This is a genomic window from Sphingomonas sp. BL-S-28, assembly GCF_055521515.1.
In genome coordinates this window covers 2,911,051-2,929,986 of the sequence record NZ_CM145484.1, presented here as the reverse complement: position 1 = coordinate 2,929,986, position 18,936 = coordinate 2,911,051, and the positions used below count along the sequence as shown (strand labels likewise).

14 protein-coding genes are annotated in these 18,936 nt (G+C 60.3%); 7 read left to right on the top strand and 7 right to left on the bottom strand.

Features of this window, described 5'->3' with window-relative positions; translation table 11 throughout:
• Positions 1–2 precede the first annotated feature (2 nt).
• The 3 genes from ACZ1JC_RS22475 to ACZ1JC_RS22465 all read right to left on the bottom strand — a co-directional run bounded on the left by ACZ1JC_RS22475 (position 3) and on the right by ACZ1JC_RS22465 (position 2,676).
• Complete coding sequence (locus tag ACZ1JC_RS22475; protein ID WP_465138514.1) at positions 3–932, bottom strand: iron-containing redox enzyme family protein; 930 nt, start codon at positions 930–932, stop codon at positions 3–5.
• A gap of 71 nt (positions 933–1,003) precedes the next feature.
• Positions 1,004–1,459, bottom strand: coding sequence for a hypothetical protein (locus ACZ1JC_RS22470; RefSeq protein ID WP_465138052.1), 456 nt, complete (start codon positions 1,457–1,459; stop codon positions 1,004–1,006).
• A gap of 227 nt (positions 1,460–1,686) precedes the next feature.
• Complete coding sequence (locus ACZ1JC_RS22465; protein ID WP_465148448.1) at positions 1,687–2,676, bottom strand: hypothetical protein; 990 nt, start codon at positions 2,674–2,676, stop codon at positions 1,687–1,689.
• Here ACZ1JC_RS22465 and ACZ1JC_RS22460 point away from each other — a divergent pair.
• The 6 genes from ACZ1JC_RS22460 (at position 2,675) to ACZ1JC_RS22435 (ending at position 15,143) form a co-directional block, all read left to right on the top strand.
• On the top strand, positions 2,675–3,877 hold the full coding sequence (locus ACZ1JC_RS22460) for a glucose-1-phosphate adenylyltransferase family protein (RefSeq protein ID WP_465138054.1): 1,203 nt from the start codon (positions 2,675–2,677) through the stop codon (positions 3,875–3,877). The two genes, ACZ1JC_RS22465 and ACZ1JC_RS22460, sit on opposite strands and share 2 nt — an antisense overlap.
• Before the next feature lie 4 nt (positions 3,878–3,881).
• Positions 3,882–5,990, top strand: coding sequence for a glycogen debranching protein GlgX (gene glgX, locus ACZ1JC_RS22455; RefSeq protein ID WP_465138055.1), 2,109 nt, complete (start codon positions 3,882–3,884; stop codon positions 5,988–5,990).
• Positions 5,991–5,995: 5 nt separating this feature from the next.
• The gene (gene treZ, locus ACZ1JC_RS22450; RefSeq protein WP_465138056.1) at positions 5,996–7,747 is read left to right on the top strand and encodes a malto-oligosyltrehalose trehalohydrolase; all 1,752 of its coding nucleotides are present in this window, start codon (positions 5,996–5,998) and stop codon (positions 7,745–7,747) included.
• A gap of 3 nt (positions 7,748–7,750) precedes the next feature.
• A complete protein-coding gene (gene treY / locus ACZ1JC_RS22445) occupies positions 7,751–10,030 on the top strand; it encodes a malto-oligosyltrehalose synthase (protein WP_465138057.1) in 2,280 nt (759 codons plus the stop codon).
• A gap of 1,403 nt (positions 10,031–11,433) precedes the next feature.
• On the top strand, positions 11,434–11,991 hold the full coding sequence (locus ACZ1JC_RS22440; protein WP_465138058.1) for an opacity protein: 558 nt from the start codon (positions 11,434–11,436) through the stop codon (positions 11,989–11,991).
• A gap of 521 nt (positions 11,992–12,512) precedes the next feature.
• Positions 12,513–15,143, top strand: coding sequence for a PAS domain-containing protein (locus ACZ1JC_RS22435; protein ID WP_465138059.1), 2,631 nt, complete (start codon positions 12,513–12,515; stop codon positions 15,141–15,143).
• An 894-nt stretch (positions 15,144–16,037) separates the two neighbouring features.
• Here ACZ1JC_RS22435 and ACZ1JC_RS22430 read toward each other — a convergent pair.
• From ACZ1JC_RS22430 to ACZ1JC_RS22420, 3 genes are all read right to left on the bottom strand, one after another.
• Positions 16,038–16,166: a YlcI/YnfO family protein gene (locus ACZ1JC_RS22430; protein ID WP_465169077.1), complete on the bottom strand. Its 129-nt coding sequence runs from the start codon at positions 16,164–16,166 to the stop codon at positions 16,038–16,040.
• A gap of 139 nt (positions 16,167–16,305) precedes the next feature.
• Entirely contained in the window at positions 16,306–16,845 is a 540-nt protein-coding gene (locus ACZ1JC_RS22425; RefSeq protein WP_465138061.1) for a lipocalin family protein, read from the bottom strand.
• Positions 16,846–17,438: 593 nt separating this feature from the next.
• Complete coding sequence (locus tag ACZ1JC_RS22420; protein ID WP_465138062.1) at positions 17,439–17,684, bottom strand: hypothetical protein; 246 nt, start codon at positions 17,682–17,684, stop codon at positions 17,439–17,441.
• 313 nt (positions 17,685–17,997) lie between these two features.
• Between ACZ1JC_RS22420 and ACZ1JC_RS22415 the strand changes: the two genes are divergently transcribed.
• Positions 17,998–18,153, top strand: coding sequence for a hypothetical protein (locus ACZ1JC_RS22415; protein WP_465138063.1), 156 nt, complete (start codon positions 17,998–18,000; stop codon positions 18,151–18,153).
• A gap of 490 nt (positions 18,154–18,643) precedes the next feature.
• Here the strand turns inward: ACZ1JC_RS22415 and ACZ1JC_RS22410 are convergent, their stop codons facing one another.
• Complete coding sequence (locus ACZ1JC_RS22410; RefSeq protein WP_465138064.1) at positions 18,644–18,901, bottom strand: hypothetical protein; 258 nt, start codon at positions 18,899–18,901, stop codon at positions 18,644–18,646.
• Positions 18,902–18,936: the final 35 nt, after the last annotated feature.

Genomic DNA, 18,936 nt, shown 5'->3' with positions numbered 1-18,936 from the left:
ATTCAGGATGCCTTTTTGAAGGCTTGATCCCTCCAGAGTTCGGCGCGGTAGCGTTCGAAGCAGCTTGCTCCGCATTTCAGCCGCATCAAAGCGCCTTCGGCAATGGCAGTAGCACGGCGAGGATCTTCTTCGACCAAGGGCCTGAGGGCTTCGCGGTTCCAATCCTCGCTGTGCTTTACGTCAAGGACAGCATGGAGATCGAAGTAGCGGCGTTCTTTCCCGCTCAGGCCAATCCGCCTAAGGCCTTTTGCCACGAGCGCTGAGCGGCCGGGCGCTGTAAGTTCAATCACGCCCAGCGCCCCGACCGAATGCCACGCATACCGACGGGAGGTCGCCATGCCGGTCATGGCGTTTGCGAGGGCAAGGCTTTCGGCCACGGTGGTCTCGATCCTGGGTTCTACCGCGAGCGCGTCGGCGACGATATGCAACATCGGACCGTGCATGCCCTTGGGATTTCCTCGACCCATTTCGTCCCAGTAATTTCGGGCAAGTTCGAGTTTGGCCTGATCTGGAAGCTTGATCTGCGTAAGGGCTACCAGATCATCGAATCCCGCTTCCCCAGCGGCTTCCTGCTCGAAAAACCAGCGGATTTGCTCGCGGGAGGCTTCATCGGCCAGCCAGGGAAAGAGCGGGTCGTTCTGACCTGGGCCGACATCGATCAAGCTTTCGAACCATTCGACGAAGGCGGCCGGTTCCCCAGGTGCCTTTGCGGCATCTTCCCGCACGTCAGTGCGTAGTTGCTCAAGGAATTCTCCCTCGAGTTTCTGCATCCGGGCATTTCGGGCTAGTTCAGAGGTCCAGTCCTCCACCGGAAACTGAGGCATGAGACGTTCTCTGTTCCAGCGGGCGAGCCTTTGTTGAAAATCTTCCGTCAGATAGAAGCCGCCTCGGACCCGATCCTGGGCCTCGGAGGCGCAATCTGCAAATTTCATCTCAAGCATCTCGATCTCCAAATCAAGGCGTCCCGGCAACTCGGCAAGAGGGGGGCGCCTGCCGGTCAAAATCAGCGCTGGAAGCGCCGTGGGGCGCTAGACATCTGGCCATTCACGGATGCTGAGGCCGTGCGCAGGTCCGAAACGGCACTTGCTCGCGCCAATCGTTCAACCGCCACGCCATACCGATCGAGATCGGCAAGCAAGAGTTCCAATTGGGAACTCCAAGGGAGTGCCCCTATGTACGCGACTTGCGGCATCTCCTCCCCGAAAACAGCAAGGGCGTCCCATGCGGCATCAAAAAACCGCACCGTGAAGCCGCCGTGCTCAAGACGGCGGATCCAATCCATCGCCACGCGGCGTGAGCCAGCAAGTACCAGCGCCACCGGCTTCTCTTTCGTGCTTTGTGCCATGCCCAGACAATGCGGTGGAATCCGATTTGGCTCCCGATCTTGGGATAGAATCGGCCTGATTTGGGTTAAGTGAGCGCGCAGCCAGCAGCTCAGTTGCAAGCGATTGTCCGTCACCCTCAGGCGCCTCGAACACGCCTAAAGCTAGAAACTGCAAACGGCCCATTCGCAAGGCGGTAAAGAGCGCTCTTGAGGTGGAGGCGGGGCGGCGGCAGCACTTTAGCAGCCAGTTCCAACATGCTTCCATGCTCCAACCCGGCGCGTTGGGACGAAGTCAACGGGTTTGCGTCGCTGAAGCAGCGGGGCTGTGGTAGGGGAACTTTGTCACAGGGCAGGCCTTCTCCCTAAAAAGGAGAACGATCATGAACGGTCAAACATCCATCGGGCCAGCTATTAGGTCGGGCGATGGTGCCAATGTCGACTCTCAAAACGAGGAAATCGTTGAAGGCGTGGACGCGCAGAAGACGAGTGAACTCGAAGCCCGTGGTCTGAAAGGCGGTCAGACCGAGAGAACGTCCAGCAAGGACCCTGCAGTGCAGCCCTTGGCCGAAAAGCAGGGCGACCGTGAAGACTCCGCGACTTCGGAAGGGGGCGCCCCTCCAAGCAAAGAACCCAACGAGCGGAGCGACATGATTTCCGAGCGCCGCCATCCAGGCATGCATGGCGGTGGCGGTGACGTCGGTCGCAAACCGGGCTAGTGGACCAGGAAAGGGCTGTCCTCGGCAGAAATGCATAGCGGACCCGCACCATTCCGGCTGAGATAGCAACGGCGGGAACGCCGAGGAGCGCCCGGCATCATTGCCCGGCATCTTCGTTCGCTCAAACTCGATCTTGGGCAGCGTTTCTAGCCTAGGCTGCAAGGCTCGGAAAAACGCAATTGGTCCCCTTACGACCGGGGATACGATGCGGGTGCTCTCCACCGACCGTGATCCGGACAATGCCTCCCGAATGAGATCAAGCCAAATCGAAAGTGATTTGATCTCGATCGTTTGAATGAAGAAGCCGAATTTACCAGATCCTCCGGTCGCTTCGGTATTCTGACCCGGATTAAGTGGCTCATCTTCTTTGTCGGGATGAGGCGGGCTGTCGGGACCAGGCTGCGAAACGCCCACGGGCGACTTGCGCTCGGTTTTGGTCCAGCGCCCGTCGGGCGAGGGCAAAGTCGTTCCCGGTGAACCGCGCAGGAAGGCGAATCCGTGATGTAGCGCGGTGAACCGCGAAGGCTTTGCCGCTGCGGTCGCAAAAATCGTCATGATACACGTTAAGAGGTCGGAACCGCCGGCCCGGTTGGTGAATTGTGCCGCAGAACCCGAGATCCGACCGAGGGGATACATGGCACCTGCGAAAGTTGTTCCGTCGCCCAGTGGAGTTCTGTCCATCGTACTGGCCGGCGGCAAAGGAAGCCGCCTTCACGATCTGACGAACGATGAAGCGAAACCTGCCATTCCGATCGGTGCCGATTTCCGGCTGATCGACTTCACATTGGCAAATGTCGTCAATTCCGGATTGCGCAAAGCGATGGTGCTAACGCAGCATGCGCCGGCAACGTTGCACGACCATCTGGAACAGGTCTGGCATTCCGGCCATTCGGATTGCGCGTTCAAGGTCCTGGATGGTGCCGAACGCGGACCCTTCGCGGGCACTGCCCACGCCGTCTTCAGCGTAATGGACGAGATCGACAGCGAAGCGCCCGATCATGTCGTCGTGCTGGCGGGCGACCATCTCTACCAGATGGACTATCGTCCCCTGTTCGCCTGTCACCTGGATCGGGGCGCCTCGGTCACGGTAGGTGTCGTTCATGTACCGGTAGCGCAAGCCAGCGAATTCGGCATACTGGCCGCAGATCCCAGCGGCAGGATAACCGCTTTCGTTGAAAAGCCGCGTATCGCGCCCAGGACGCTGGATCGGCCCGGCCATGCGCTTGCCTCCATGGGCATCTATGTTTTTGAATGGAAGGCCCTCCGCGCGCTGCTGGTGGAAATGGCGGAAACCGTCGCCGATCTCGATTTCGGCAGTCACATCGTTCCGCGCCTCGTCGCCGCGGACGAAGCTTACGCCTATGCCTTGCCGGGACGCGCGGGTTCGGAGCCGCTTTGGCAGGACCTGGGCACCCTGGACGCCTATCACGCGGTGCAGATGCAGCTTGCCGCCGGCTCCCTCGCTCTCGATCCCGAATGGCCCGCGCCGGCTTCCAGCGGCCACCGAAACGGCGCTTCGCCCACGGTCGGGGCAGGCACGATACTGCGCAATGTGGTTGTCCTGCCGGGCGCGCGCATCGGCCAATGGGTGACCATCTCGGACGCGATCGTCACAGCCGATGCCATCGTGCCCGACGGTTTCGATCTCGGCGCGTTGCTGGCGCAATACGAAGGGTGGTGCACCATCTCGTCCGGCGGCATTCGGGTGGTTTCGGCGCGCGCGCTGGCTGATCTTGCGCTGTTACAGGGCCGCAGCACGCCTGCGGGGGAACGGCCACCCGTTCGGACCGCTTTGGAGACGCTATCCCCTGCAATCTCGCCAGTTCCGGTGAACTGAGCCGATGGACTACGCCTTTGCGAAGCCCGAGAGGCAATATCACGAACTGGGCGCGGAATTCACAGGCGACGGTACGCACTTCGCAATCTTTTCCGAGAATGCCGAAGCTCTGGAGCTTTGCCTGTATTCGCACGACGGGAAGGATGAACTGGCCCGGCTGGAAATGCCCAGCCGAGAAGGTTCGATCTTTTCCGGATACGTACCGGGCGTCGTTCCCGGCCAACTCTATGGCTACCGTGCGCATGGCCCTTACGATCCGGAGCGCGGACACAGGTTCAATGCCAACAAGCTGTTGCTCGACCCTTATGCGCGCGAGATCGCCGGTACACTGCGATGGGATGATGCGCTTTGGGGCTATGACCTTTCGAGCGGGGACGACCTGACGTTTGACACGCGCGATTCCGCGCCATTCATGATCAAGGGCGTCGTCCAGGATCCCGCCTTCGATTGGGAGGGCGACAATTCGATCCGCCGCCCCTGGGGTGAGACACTGGTCTACGAAGCCCATGTTCGCGGACTGACGATGCTGCATCCGGGCGTCCCGGAGGACCTGCGCGGGACATACGCGGGAATGGTCAGCGATCCGATTCTCGAACACTTGCAGAAGCTGGGCGTTTCGGCAGTGGAATTGCTGCCCTGCCAATTCTTTCTCGACGACCGCATGCTGCTGGACAAGGGCCTGTCGAACTACTGGGGCTATCAGACACTGGGCTACTTCGCGCCGGAACCGCGCTATCTCGGGCCGGGACGGAAAGGGGCGCAGGGCCCGGGAGCGATCCGCCAGTTCAAGGACATGGTGAAGCGCTTTCACCAGGCCGGCATCGAAGTGATCATGGACGTTGTCTATAACCATACCGCAGAAGGATCGGAGCGCGGGCCGACGCTCAGCTTCCGGGGGCTCGACAATGCCAGCTACTACGCCCTCTCTCCCGAAAATCCCCGCTACAGCTTCGACCAGACGGGGACCGGCAATACGCTCAGCGTTGCCCATCCGATGGTCATTCGCATGGTGCTCGATTCCCTGCGCTACTGGGTGCAGGCCATGCACGTGGACGGCTTCCGCTTCGACCTTGCCTCCACGCTGGGACGCGAGGCGATGGGTTTCGACCGAGAGGGCGGATTTTTCGATGCCATCCGGCAGGATCCGATCCTCTCGGGTGTCAAGCTGATTGCGGAACCGTGGGACGTGGGCAGCGGTGGCTATCAGGTCGGCGGCTTTCCCTATCCCTTCCGCGAGTGGAACGACAAGTTCCGCGACACTACGCGCGGATTCTGGCGGGGCGATCAGGCGCTGGTGGGCGACCTTGCCAATCATCTGGTGGGATCGCCTGAGCAGTTCAACCATTCGGACCGCGGCGCGACCTCATCGGTCAATTTCCTGGCCGCGCATGACGGTTTCACATTGCTTGACACCGTTTCCTACAACGCTCGCCACAACGAGGCGAACGGGGAAGGCGGAGCAGACGGCCACGACAACAATCTTTCCGACGACATGGGGGCGGATGGCCCCACGGACGATGCGGGCATCAACGCCGCGCGCGCCGCACGCCGCCGCGCCATGCTGGCGACCTTGCTGCTCAGCCAGGGCGTACCGATGATCTTGGCGGGTGATGAGTTCGGCAACAGCCAGAGCGGCAATAACAACGTCTATTGCCAGGACAATGAGACGGCCTGGGTGGACTGGGCCCGCAAGGACGATGCGCTGCTCGAATTCTGTGCGCGCATGGTGGCATTCCGGCGCGAACATCCGGTGCTTTCGCAGGACAATTTTCTCAATGGAACGCCGGCGGGGGACGGCCGGGTGGAGATCGCCTGGCATCAGCCCGACGGGCGCGAGATGGATGCCGAGCTTTGGGGGCAGGCGCAACTGCGCGTGCTGGGGCTGTTCCTGACTTATTCCGCTCAGGAAGCCTTCGTTGAGGGCGAACGGCCGCTGTTCCTCGTGTTCAATGCCGGGGACGAGGTCACCTTCACGCTGCCCTCCCACAATGGCATTGAGGCATGGCACCGCGTGGTCGACACTTCGCGCCCTGAAGCTTTCGCCGTAGAACCGGTCGAGGACGGTACCGCGATCGTGGCGGCTGCAAGCGTCAGTGTCTTCGCGCCGGAGTGATGCCGATGCCGGTCACGACTTCGTCCCGCATCACGAAGTCCTGGGGCGCTACATTGCGGGACGACGGACATTGGCGCTTTCGGCTCTGGGCGCCCGACGCGATCAAGGTTGCGGTCGAACTGCCGACCGGCAGCACCGATCTGAACCGGCAGGGCAAAGGCTGGTGGAGCGTGGCAACCGGCGCAAAGGCGGGTGATAGCTACCGATTCCTCGTTGATGGCGCTGCCTACCCCGATCCAGCAGCCCGGGCCCAGCAGGGCGACGTCCACGGCCCGTCGGTTCTCGTCGATCCTAAGGGTTTCGCATGGCAGAATCCCTGGGCGGGCCTGCCGTGGAACGAGGCGATAGTCTATGAACTGCACCTCGGAACATTTACCGCCGAAGGGACTTTCGCCGCCGCAGAAGTGGAACTTGCGCGTCTGCGCGAGTTGGGCGTCACGCTTGTGGAACTGATGCCGGTCGCCCAGTTCGACGGCCGGCATGGCTGGGGATACGACGGGGTGCTGCCTTATGCGCCGCACAACGCCTATGGCTCGCCCGACGACTTTCGCCGGTTCGTAGACACCGCCCACGGTCTGGGGATGGGTGTCCTGCTCGATGTGGTTTACAATCACCTTGGCCCTTCCGGCAACTATTTGGCGACATGGTGCCCCTCGTTCTTTCATTCTGACCGCCGCTCGCCGTGGGGGCAGGGGATCGCTTATGAAACGCGGGCCGTACGCGACTTCTTCATCGAGAGTGCGCTCAGCTGGCTGGCCGAATATCGGCTCGATGGGCTGCGGCTGGATGCGGTGCACGCAATCCTGGACCGTTCACCAGTTCATTTCCTGGACGAACTGGGCCAGCGTGTGCGCGCCGTCGATTGGGGGCGCCCGATGCACCTCGTTACCGAGGACGAGCGTAATCTGACGCGTTATTTCGGCAAGGGGGACTCCTTCGACGCCACCTGGAACGACGACTGGCATCATGCCGTGCATTGCCTGCTGACGGGCGAGGACGAGGGCTATTACGCCCCGTTCGCGGTCGACCCGCTGGCCGATATCGAGATCGCCCTGCGCGACGGCTACGTCGAGCAGGGGCAGGCGCGCGCGGCCACGCAAACATTGCGCGGAGAACCTTCCGCAGGCCTGCCGCGCACCGCTTTCGTGAATTTCCTTGGCAATCATGACCAGGTAGGCAATCGGGCGCACGGCGAACGTCTGCACCAGCTCGTCACCGACCGTAGGGCCCTCGAAGTGGTGACGGCGCTGACGCTGCTGTCGCCTTACGTGCCGATGATTTTCATGGGCGACGAATTCCTGACCGACGCGCCGTTCCTGTTCTTCGCCGATTTTTCGGGCGATCTTGCCGAAGCGGTGCGCAAGGGCCGCGCAGAGGAGTTCGCGAAATTCAAGGCTTTCGGTGGGGAGGTCCCCGATCCCATCTCGGCCGGAACGTTCGCTATGTGCAAGATCGGCAGTGCCGGGCGCGAGGATCAACGGCGGCACGAACAGTTTGTGCGCCATTTGCTGGCCTTGCGGCAAGCCCATCTCGTCCCCCTGCTCGAGATTACAACGCATCCGCAGGTTCATGTCCGGCGTGATGGTGCGCTGGTCGAGGCCTCATGGGAGTTCGAGGGCGGGCGCCTTTCGCTGCGCGCATTTCTGTCGTCGCAGACGCCGGGCAGCGCCCGGTTCCGGCCGCATGACGCTCCGATCCTGGCTGTCACCGGCCCGGAAAGTCCTTTCGCCTTTTCCGCCGCCATCGAGCGAGATTGACCCATGACTAACCCCGCGGCCGACCTCATTGCCACCTACCGCCTGCAATTACGTAGCGGCGTGGACCTGGTCGAAGCGCGCGGCCTGCTTCCCCGGTTGGTCGAACTGGGTGTGAGTCATCTTTACCTTTCGCCGCTGTTCCGGGCGGGGGAGGCATCGACGCATGGCTACGATGTGATCGATCCGAACGAAGTCGATCCGGTGCTCGGCGGCGAGGCGGCTTTCGTGGCGCTGGCGGATGCTGCGCGGGAGGCCGGGATCGGCATCGTGCTCGACATTGTCCCCAACCACATGACTTTCACGCCAGACAATCCCTTCATCGCCGACGTCATGCGGCACGGACAGGACAGCAGGTTCGCGGATGTCTTCGATCTGGATTGGGATCTAGGCCCGCTCCACTTTCCCTTCATTGATGGCAGCCTAGAGGACAGGCTCGCGGCAGGGGAGGTGGCGCTCTCCACATCCGGTGACGCGCTTTGCATCCAGGACGTATGCTATCCGTTACGCCCGACGCCGCTAGCGCGCGATCTTGCCGGGCAAAAGCCCGATGGTCCCTCATTATCCGCGCTGATGGAGCAGCAGGTCTGGTCGGTGGGGGACTGGCGCACGACGGCTAGCGCGATCATCCATCGCCGGTTCTTCAACATCTCCCGTCTCGTCGGCGTGCGCCAGGAAGATCCCAAGGTCTTCGCGCTGACACACCGATGGATCATCGAGCAGACGCGCGCGAGACGGATCCAGGGCGTGAGGATCGATCATATAGACGGGCTTGCGCGGCCGGCATGCTATCTCCATCGCTTGCGCGAGGCCTTGGGCGACATACCGATCTGGGTCGAGAAGATTGTCAAGGACGGCGAAACCATTCCGGCTGCATGGCCCGTTGAGGGGATGAGCGGATATGAGTTTCTCGCGCCGGTCACCCGACTGCTGACCGATCCCGGCGGGCTCGATGCGCTCCGCACAGCATCCAGCGGCGCGGTTCCTGTCGACACGGGCGCGGAGGTTCAGCGTGTGCGGCGTGAATTGCTCGCAACTTCGCTCGATCCTGAACTTCGGCGTGTTCGTACGGCCGCGCTCGAGGCGCTGGGATGCGGCGGCGGGGCGGAAGCTTCCGTTTCGCGCGCTTTGATTGAACTGGCCGCGCATTGGCCAGTCTACCGCTCGTATACGGCAGATGGCTATTTTCCGAACGCGGACATGGAAGCGCTGCGGTTGGTCGATCCCAAGGCGGGCTGGCTGCTTGACCTGCTCCACGCCGCCGCCGACGAGCCGGGCGCCGCAAGCTTCGCGGCGCGATTTGAACAATTGACCGGCGCGCTTACAGCAAAGTCAGAAGAGGATACGGTGTTCTTCCGCGCCGTATCTTACCTGCCGTTCTGCGAAGTTGGCATCGGGCCGGAATGCGATGCGATCGATACGGGCCGGTTCGCGCAAACGATGCAGGAACGCGCGCGAACCCACCCATTGGCGCTCAGCACTTTGTCCACGCACGACACCAAGCGCTCCGCCGATGCGCGCGCAGCCATTGCTGCGCTCAGCCATGTCCCCGAAATGATCGGCCCGTTCACGCATCGCGCGATGCGGCGCGCGCAGGAAATAGACCTTCCCGAGCGCTGGGGCATCTACGCGGTGCAATCCGCGCTGGCCCTGCGCGGAGAGCCGGAAGCCGAAGCACGACTGTGCTCCCACATGGCGAAGGCCATGCGCGAGGCCAAAGATATCTCCTCGCACGAGGCGCCGGATGAGGAGGCAGAACGGCGCGGCGGCGAACTGGCGGGCGAAATGCTGCGGATGGTCCAAGGGAGCGAGGCTTGGCCAGGCGGCACCCTGGCGAGGTATGAACGCATGTTCGAACAGGTCGTGCTCGCGCAAGTGATCCTGCACATCACCGCGCCGGGCATTCCGGATATCTATCAGGGCGCCGAAAGACTGGCCATGAGCCTGACCGATCCGGACAATCGCCGCCCGGTCGACTGCAGTTCGGAAGATGCAGCGGAGGGATCGCTTTCCGCGCGAAAGATGAAGCTCACCCATGACTTGCTGGCGCTGCGGCGCAGGCACGGCGCGCTTTTCACGCACGGTGATTATTCGATCCGGCAAGGCGAAGGCACTTGGACCATCACTAGGAAATGGCAGGGAAGTTCCGTGGAGTTGGACCTCAGGAGGCCACGTCCCGACTTCGACGGCCCGATCCTTCTCGAGATCCGCGAAATTGCGGGCCTCGACAACGGTCAGACGTCGTTGAAGTTATTTGACAGGATGGTCTCCGCGTCGGTCAGGTAGGGGCCAGCTCGCTCCGGGCCCGGGTTTGGGCGGCGCGGCGCAAGACGATCTCGTGTCGCTGTTTTGCGGAATAGAGGGCCACTTACATGCTGATCGGGGGTCGAATGTCAGCCCGAAGTGAAACGTCCGGAACGTCCCTGACCCAATAATTGCCGGCATGCCGATTTGTTTCGTTAAACACATGCTTTCATTAAAAAATTGCCCCGCGACCATCTGCAATGGGCGCGGGGCTCAGGCTAATATCGCATGCCGGCTCCTCCATGAGGGCAGAAGAGCCACGACATGCATTAAAGCTCTAACCCGCTGGCAAGTTCCGTTGGTGAACGTCAAAATTGTGAGCGGGAAACGAGAACCCGCGACGCTTTCGCGTCGCGGGGCGTAGTGATGGATTTGGTGATCACGTCTTATCATCGGCGTTATGCGGGATTTAGAACGCCGACACCTGACTTTTAATTGCGCCACGGCGCCGATGGTTCCTGTGCAAAAGGCATTAAGCCAAAAAGCCGGTTGCACCGCCGCATGCCTGGCCATCGCGCTCCTGGATTGCGTCGGTCTTCGCAGCATGAAACTCGAGAGCCTTGATGTGAATACTGTGACTGGCGGTTCTACCGTTCCCAGCGGCACCCCCGCCTTGCTGAGAGCCATCATGCCGGCCGGGAAGTCCTGGTAGGAAGGCGCGGGGGCCTAGGCGATTTCATTTCTGTTATTCCGGCAGGCTGCGCAGCTGAATAGGTAGCTGCTGAGCTACGAGTTCATGAACTTCCGCATTATTGGTCCCGAGGTCCTTAAATGGGATGGGAGGGCTATTCTACTGTTGATCAGTGTCAGCTTGTTCCGAAGGAGCAAAACGTTCTACTGCTCAAAGGACTGTATGCGATCCTGCCCAGAAACGCGCGGTCCACTCCTTAGCCTCAGTCACGACGTCATCGATCTGCCACGCGCGCTTGTTGATCAGGGTTGCGGGATTTGCGCGCAATCCAAGTGCAGGATGCCGCAGGGGCTATGATTTCAGACTTACTGCCTGCAAGGACGTTGAATTAGGGGCGTGCTCGATCAGCCGTCCAATCAGATTGTTTTGGCGCGCATGCCTCGACGACCAGCTATTTCAGGGCGTGCACAGCCTCTTCGTAGCCATTGCGGGACAAGCGGTTGGCTATGATGTCGCTTGGGGCGACCGCCTTGCTGCGGATCATGAGCGCCAGCGCGCGGCATTCTTTTGCCGAGAGGTTCACCCCCCACCCGACATATCTCTATTGGTTCGCCGCGCTCCTTCGGCATCGCCCTAGCGGCGATGCGGAAATGACACACATATGACAGAACCGACTTCGTCGCTGCAACCGAGCTGAACGTGTGAGGTTCAAGGAGGTGCACACCGCAAATCGGTGTTTCCCTCGGAGTTTAATATGAAGAAGTATCTTCTCGCCCTCGCTATCACCGCTGCGCTGCCAAGCACTGCCTTCGCGCAAGAGGCGCAGGAAACCGCGCCAGACGGCACTGAGGCCTTTGGAATCGAGCCTTATATCGGCGTCCTTGGCGGCTATCACGAATTCTCCCGCAACAGTGAATTTGGTTCGCCTCGCGGCGGCCAAATGAACGGTGGGCTTGTCAGCGGCGTGGCCGGCGTCAACGTGCCTCTCGGCCCTGTGTTCGTTGGCGTTGAGGGCAACGCGACCAAGGGCTTCGGCGACATTGACTGGGAATACGGTGTCAAAGGCCGCATAGGCGGCCGAGCAGGTGAAAGCGGACTTATCTACGCTTCTGCGGGTTATCAGTGGGTGAACGGTCGACGTGCTTACGGCGACCAGAAGGACTGGATTTACGGTGTCGGTGTCGAAGTAGGGCCCAAGGACATTGGACTCGGCGGCGTGACCGGCAACAGCGGCGTACGCCTTCGCCTTTCCGCGGAAACCTATGACTTCGACAGCATCCGCCCGATGGCGGGCGTTATCTTCCACTTCTAATTCTAGTGTGGACGGGGATTTTCCCTGTCACTCTGGGATGGTAAAGCCTGGTATGTCGTCGCCCCCACCGAGAGGACGCCGTGCCAGGCTTTTCTTGCGCCCCTCTTGCGCCCTCTTGCTTCAGTCTAGCGCTTGCACCACGAAGTGGGGCCGCTTTCGCACCGCCACGAATTCGCGATAGCGAAGGGTGTTCTACATCCCCCCGCTCTCCAGGTGATTGGACCGTGATGTTCACCGTGATCACGGTGGCGGCAGGTGCAATCCACGACGCGGGGTTCTTCAAGCCGGCAATCCGTCGCAAAACCAGAATATCGAAGGCGCTTGGCCCGCATGTGGTTGCCAGAGAGCAATAACGTTCGGGTTTAGCCGACACCGATCTCGTCAGCAGTGCAAAAGCTGGCGGCCTATAACTGTCGACTTTGATGAACGCCGCTTGTCGGAGTCCCCATCGCCGGGAACTGCGTTCAAATATTCCGAGTTAAGTAGACGATTTAACCCGGAATTCTGAGGGCGCGGGACTGATGGAAGATAGCGAGGCAATCGGGTCGGGAAATGACGACGCGAAGCGAATTGAAGCAGAAGTTCTAGGCTTGGATAGCGGAACCGACCCGTTTGTGGCAGCCGTACGGGCCACGCGAATGCCGATGATCATCACCAACCCTCGCCGTGACGACAATCCCGTTGTCTTCGCCAACGATTCCTTTTGCCGGCTGACCGGATACAGCCGCGAGGAAATATTGGGTCGCAACTGCCGGTTCCTCCAGGGCCCGGATACCGATCCTGCCCACGTTAGTGCCATTCACGATGCCGTGGAGGCGGCCCGAGCGATCGAGATCGATATTCGCAATCATCGCAAATCGGGCGAACCATTCTGGAATCGGCTTCTGCTTGCGCCTGTATTCGATCAAGACGGCGCGTTGGCGTACTTTTTTGCCAGTCAGGTCGATGTCACGCTGGAGCGAGAGCGACTGGAAGGACTGGAAAGCTCCAACGCGGAATTAATGGCTGAAGCTGCCCGCCGTTTGCAGCGGCAAACCGAGCAGGAACGTGAGCTCGATTTTGCCTTACGTGCCGCCAAATTCGGTACCTGGAGCATTAATTTCGAAACGGAAGAATTGACTTCTTCTCCTGCGTGCCGCGCCCTGTTTGGGGTAGGGGAATATCGTACATTCACGTTTCAGGACCGCATCCTCGCCATTCATCCCGAAGATCGCAAGGCAAACATCGATGCGATTGAGGACACGCGTCGACGCGGCGTCGATTTCGACCAGACTTACAGGATCATCACACCTTCAGGCGAGGTGCGCTGGCTGACTTCGCGAGGCCAGCCATTCTTGAGCCCGGACGGAAAACCATTGCGGCTTGCAGGTGTATCGTCCGACGTTACCGAGCAGCGCCGTGCGGAGAGGATGCGCACGGCGTTGGTCGAACTGAGCGACGTCGTCCGCGACGTTCAGACACCGGCCGACATTTCGTTCGAAGCGGCCAGAATACTAGGCGAAGCGCTCGACGTCAGCCGCGTCGGTTACGGGCTGATCGATCCTGACGCAGAAACGATCACCATCGAGCGCGACTGGAATGCCGAGGGCGTGAAATCGCTGGCGGGGGTTCTGCGGTTTCGTGACTATGGATCTTATATAGAGGACCTGAAGCGGGGCGACGTTGTAATCATTGCTAACGCATGGGAGGATCCAAGGACGAGGGACGGCGCTGAAGCGCTCACTGCGATCAGCGCTCAGGCGGTCGTCAACATGCCACTTACCGAGCATGGGGGCGTCGTGGCGCTGCTCTACCTCAATCATGCCACGCCGCGAGAATGGCCCGAAGATGAGTTGGCCTTTATCCGAGAGGTTGCCGAGAGGACCCGTGCTGCAACTGAACGTCGGCGAGCCGAAATCGAGATAAGTGAGTTGGCAGCTTCGCTCGAGCAGCAGGTTGAGGACCGAACCCAAGCGTTGTTGGCTACCGAGGAAGCCCTTCGGCAATCGCAAAAAATGGAGGCAGTCGGCCAACTCACCGGAGGGCTCGCGCACGACTTCAACAATCTGCTTACAGGCATCACCGGCAGTCTTGAATTGATGCAAATCCGGCTTGCCCAGGGCCGATCGGCGGATGTCGATCGGTATGTTCAGGCTGCTCAGGGCGCCGCCCGCCGCGCCGCGTCGCTTACTCATCGCCTCCTTGCCTTTTCCAGAAGGCAGACGTTGGCTCCTCAGTCGACCAATTTGAAGGATTTGGTCAATGGAATGATCGATCTCATAGAGCGAACGGTAGGCCCGTCCATTCAACTGGAGGTTGTGAACGCCATGGGTCTTTGGCCCGTGCTCGTCGACCCCAGTCAGCTTGAAAATGCTCTCCTCAACCTGTGCATCAACGCGCGGGACGCTATGCCGGAGGGCGGTAAAATAACGATAGAGACCGGCAACCGTTGGCTAGACAGCCGCACGGCTGCCGAGCGGGACATGGACGCTGGCCAATACGTTTCACTTTGTGTTTCCGATTCCGGCTGCGGAATGACCAAGGAGACAATTTCCAAGGCGTTCGACCCGTTCTTCACTACCAAGCCCATCGGGATGGGAACCGGGCTCGGCCTCTCGATGATTTATGGCTTCGCACGCCAATCGGGAGGCCAGACTCGCATATATTCCGAGGTCGGGCAGGGAACGATGGTCTGTCTCTATCTTCCTCGTCATTTCGGCGAGACCGAAGAGGCAGCGGTCCCGGTAGGAGATCCCACGCTCACTTCGCAGGCACGCGAAGGCGAATCAGTGCTTGTCGTCGATGACGAACCGACCGTGCGCATGCTCGTGGTGGAAGTTCTTGAGGGTCTCGGGTATGGGGCGCTTGAAGCGGAAGACGGGGCTGCAGGGCTAAAAATCCTACAATCCGATGCGCGCGTAGATTTGCTGATTACCGATGTCGGCCTGCCGGGAGGGCTAAATGGCAGACAGGTGGCTGACGCGGCTCGAGATCATCGGCCCGATCTCAAGGTTCTTTTCATCACCGGATATGCTGAAAACGCCGTTCTCAGTCATGGGCACCTGGCGCCTGGTATGCACGTACTCACCAAGCCTTTTGCAATGGAGACATTGAGCCGGCGGGTTGTTGAATTACTGGCTGATCCAACATCACGGCCTGAAATAAAACGATGAATACCGCGGACTACCGAAACCCTCTCTGGCGGGAAGGGAAAGGTCTTGGCCAATCAGTCGTCAAAAGGCACCGGTTCTGATGTAGCGGGTGGTCGCCTAAGATCTGGTCGTCCTTCGACCGAAGATGCGTCGGAAGCCCACGATGCGAGGATCGCGCGCTTCACTTCCGGCTTAGCTGGGGGTGGTTTATGAATTCGAAGGGGTGAAAAAATTTGGAGAGGGGCATTGCGTTGCCTCCTTTCTTCGAACTCTCCCCGTTGAGACAGGCGTGACCTGCGAGATGGAATACCTTCACAATCGCGATTCGATTCAAGACCTCAAATGAGGGGCTCGGTTGCCCCCGGTTCTGAGACCATCGAAGTTTCAGCCGGCTTCACGACCGCCCTCGATCGGTCCTCGCAGCAGGGCCATTCAACCAGTACAACTCGGGTGCCGTCGCGCCGGCCAAAGAGTTTTCGTGTTGGACGCACCGGTTCGCCGTAAGGCCTGGTTACCGTCCTCGAATTATTGTCGAACTGAGAGGCCTGGCGTATTTACAAAACGCTCCGTCCAAGAGACATTCCTTTATCTGTTCGGTTCCGCAACCTGTGCGCTTTCTCAGTTGGAGTCGGTCATGGGTGAGTCATTCGACAGTTTGCTGCACAAGGCGACCAGAGAATTTCGCAAAGCGCAGAACGCCGCAACGCAAGGCCGGCCATTGGCCGCAGTCTATTCCCATAGAGAGAGCAGTCGTTTTCCATGCTAAAGCCATGCTAATGGCGCATTATCGGAAATTGGCCACCTAATTCAATTCACCACGGCCTGCCGCAGGCAGACGACCGCGATATTCGAAGCGGCAGTTGCACCGTTTCGACGCGTGCTCGGGACGAACTCGCGCAGCGCGTTCAACTGATGTCACGCTTGCCGTTCCCGGCGTTCCAGCTCCCGTTGCACGGCCTCGCGGACGAAGTCGGTGCGGTCCTCGCCTGGCGAAAGAACATCCCGTATTCGTTCGAAGGTACCGGCCGGAAAGCGAGCTTGCATGTTCTGTGTCCAGAGTGGCGGTCTTCCCATGCCCAAAAGGCTACCGCATATCACTTTTTCCGCCAAGCTTGGTTTGACGTCCGAAGGCTGTTGCCCATGTTCTGCAACGCCATCACACCGGGGTGTCCCCGGGCGCCGTTTACTGCCGCGTCCTGCGGATCAGCGACCAGTCATATCCCAATGCCTTTACTCGCGCCTCCAGGCTCGAAAGTAAATCGACGCCCGGTCGGGCATCACGGGTGAGGACCCACAGGTACCGGCCCGATGGCTCTCCGACGATTGACCATTCGTAGTCGTCGCCGTGATCGAGTACCCAGTAGTTGCCATAGAAGGGCCCAAAGAATGAAACCTTGAGCTTGGCGCTCGTGTCAGCGTCAACGATCTTGGCCTTGCCGGTCGATTGCTTCCACTTGCCTTTACGCTGACCGCGATTGACGACCTTCACAGTATTGTCGTCGTTGAGCGAGTAATCCGCGGTCACGCCGTCCATATCCTTCTGGAATGAGGCTTCGTAGCGGAATTGCTCATACCACCGGCCCAAGTAGCGCTTCATATCAACCCCCTTGGCGGGTTGCGGAACTGCGCGGTTTCCTACTGGACCAGCCCGGGGAATCGCTGCGCAGGCTCCGAGCAAAAGCGTGGTCCCAGCCAAAGCAACGGCGATCGTAGTTTTGCGCATGAATGCTCCTGTGTTCTCACGCCTGATAAGCGACACGAGGCGATAAGGTTTCAGGGATCGCGATATGGAGGCTGCGACTTCACGGCTTCGGTGTGGAGGGCAGTCTTCAAGAACGCTGGCAGCAATCAAACCCACCGTTGATGGGAGATGGAGGCCTAACGACCATCACCATGGAGGGCGCCCCCTATTACGGCCGCGTAGCGGACGGAGATGATCCAGCCGCTGGCCGTTTTTCGATGGCTTCCAGCTTGACGGCTCAAGGCACCAGGCTGCCGCCTGCGACAGCGATGGACGCCCAAAGGGCAGGGACCTACCGAGTTGGTTCACGAGAGCGCGGGTTCGCAGGCTCTCGAGGAACTGCGCCTGATCGATGTGGAGAGGTGCGCATTGCGCTTCATTTCCAGACCGCGCGCGGCGTCCGGGTTTGCGATATCTTTGCGGGAGGGTAGCGGTCGGCTGGCGATCTGCTGTATTCGGCAGTTAGGCCCGTGCTTTGCGGGAAGCGATGGGGTGAGCCGGCCTCATGAAGGCGACTTGCCATTTCGCGAACTGTCGGGGGGCGTCCGCTCCCCGACGATTCGCGGAGGTTTGCCCTATTGGTCACCGGTGTTTTTCGCTGCGTCCTGCGCAGCGTCTCCGGCCTTGTCGGCTGCATTGCCAACGCTGTTGGCCGCGTTTTCGACGGCGTTGTCCTTACGGGCCTCGCTCGTGGTCGTCTGGCTGAAAAAATAGATGCCAGCAATTACGGCAATAAGGACGGCTATGGCAATGATCATGCCAGCGCCGCCGCCGCGTCGGCCTTCGACAACGGTGGTCGTGTGAGTGGGAATTTCCGCCATTTTCGACTCCTCGTTTTGTTTTGCTCCCAGGGCATGAACGCCGCTGGCTGCCAACAGTTGCGGGCGGGCGATGGTAGTTGCTAGAGCCGAGAGAACATCACAGTCTTCGGCGCTGTGCGGGAGGCTATGGTGTGATGTCCTTTGGCGCTCGAGTTACGCTGCGCGGTCGCGAGACCTGCTGCTGCTCGCACTCTCGGCACCGTCTTTAAGCGCGTTCTTGGTGAGATACCTCAGCTGGCGAACGGTGGCACCAATCCGCTTGCCAAATTTGAAATAAAACTCGACCACGCGGATCCTGCCTGCGTAGAAATACATGAACTACCTCTATGGTGGTGTTTCAAGTTTTCGTCCGCATCACCCGGGGCACCTCTCAGCGGCGATCAACAACAAGGGCATCGTCTGCCGCGAACTGCGCGCCCTGCGCCGCCCCAAGGCTTCGTGCCGCATCAATTCGCGCGCTCTCACTTGATCATGGTGATTTTCGGAACGGTCGACCCGGACAAACTGCGCGAGCGAGGGATGCGGTGTCGCACGGTCCAAACCGATGAGGCGACTTTTGCGTTCTCAAAACATGGCTGAGCCCCATTGCCTATCCATGGCAGCCCGGCTGACCGCGCATCGGAGGGTTTCCTACCTACGCGTAAGACTGGTCCACTGCCTTAGGACGATTTCGAAGGGATAGGGACTGCGCCGGCCAGGGGGTCGAAAAGGCCAGTCGTCGTTGCCGGGATCGGGTAGCATCCTTGCGGCCCCCTTGTCCCTTCTTACGAACGCCTCGACGATGAAGCAGGTCGGCGCCGGTACAAGTAGAAAAGGGCTTAACCCTCGAATTCCTCTGGCAAAGCTGTCCGCGCGATTGGGCGCGAGTTGAAACTTTCAGCGACGCGCAGGCCAGAAAGGTCAAAAAGCGGCTCTAGGCTCTCGACCGAAACTCTTGGTGCTTCCGGCCGACAGGACCATCAGCAGGCCGAACGCTGCTCACCTGGCGTTTCGGCGAGCTTGTGCTGGGTAATGAGGGGATTTTCCTGCCGGCCCATGGTCCAGTTTTTGCCCAGTCGCACGGTCGCATTGGGCGCGCACCATATCTCACCCGAACTGTCGAGCGCGGTGACCCAGATCAGGTTGTGTTCCTGCCCGTAGTCGATGATCCCGATCGCGTAGCCGTCGCCTTTGCCGACAACGTGAAGGGGAACAGTAGGATTGAGCTGCGTAAACATGCGGGCGTCTCTCGGGTAGGGACCGGGCCGGCGCG